This is a genomic window from Dellaglioa sp. CoH-57-MRSF-18, from assembly GCF_056781995.1.
On record NZ_JBXAXX010000125.1, the window covers coordinates 1 to 372 of the forward strand.

2 tRNA genes are annotated in these 372 nt (G+C 42.7%); both read left to right on the plus strand.

The annotated features are described in order from the left end of the window. Nucleotides 1–101: 101 nt before the first annotated feature. A tRNA-Ile gene (locus AC1RPG_RS08385) sits at nucleotides 102–176 on the plus strand. A gap of 27 nt (nucleotides 177–203) precedes the next feature. After that, nucleotides 204–276: transfer RNA gene (locus AC1RPG_RS08390), tRNA-Ala, on the plus strand. The last annotated feature ends 96 nt before the right edge of the window (nucleotides 277–372 follow it).

Below are 372 nucleotides of genomic sequence, written 5' to 3' on the forward strand. Positions count from 1 at the left end.
CCTGCGGCTGGATCACCTCCTTTCTAAGGAATATTACGGAAACCTACACACTTGTCGAAAATTTGTTTAGTTTTGAGAGATCTACTCTCAAAAGCGTTTACGGGCCTATAGCTCAGCTGGTTTAGAGCGCACGCCTGATAAGCGTGAGGTCGATGGTTCGAGTCCATTTAGGCCCATTTACCAATTAATAAAATACCCATTATGGGGCCTTAGCTCAGCTGGGAGAGCGCCTGCCTTGCACGCAGGAGGTCATCGGTTCGATCCCGTTAGGCTCCATTGACAATATTAATTGTCGAATTTGTTCTTTGAAAACTAGATAATATTTATTAAATTTTTAAGCAATAAGCCGAGAAACACCGCGTTTTATTAGTT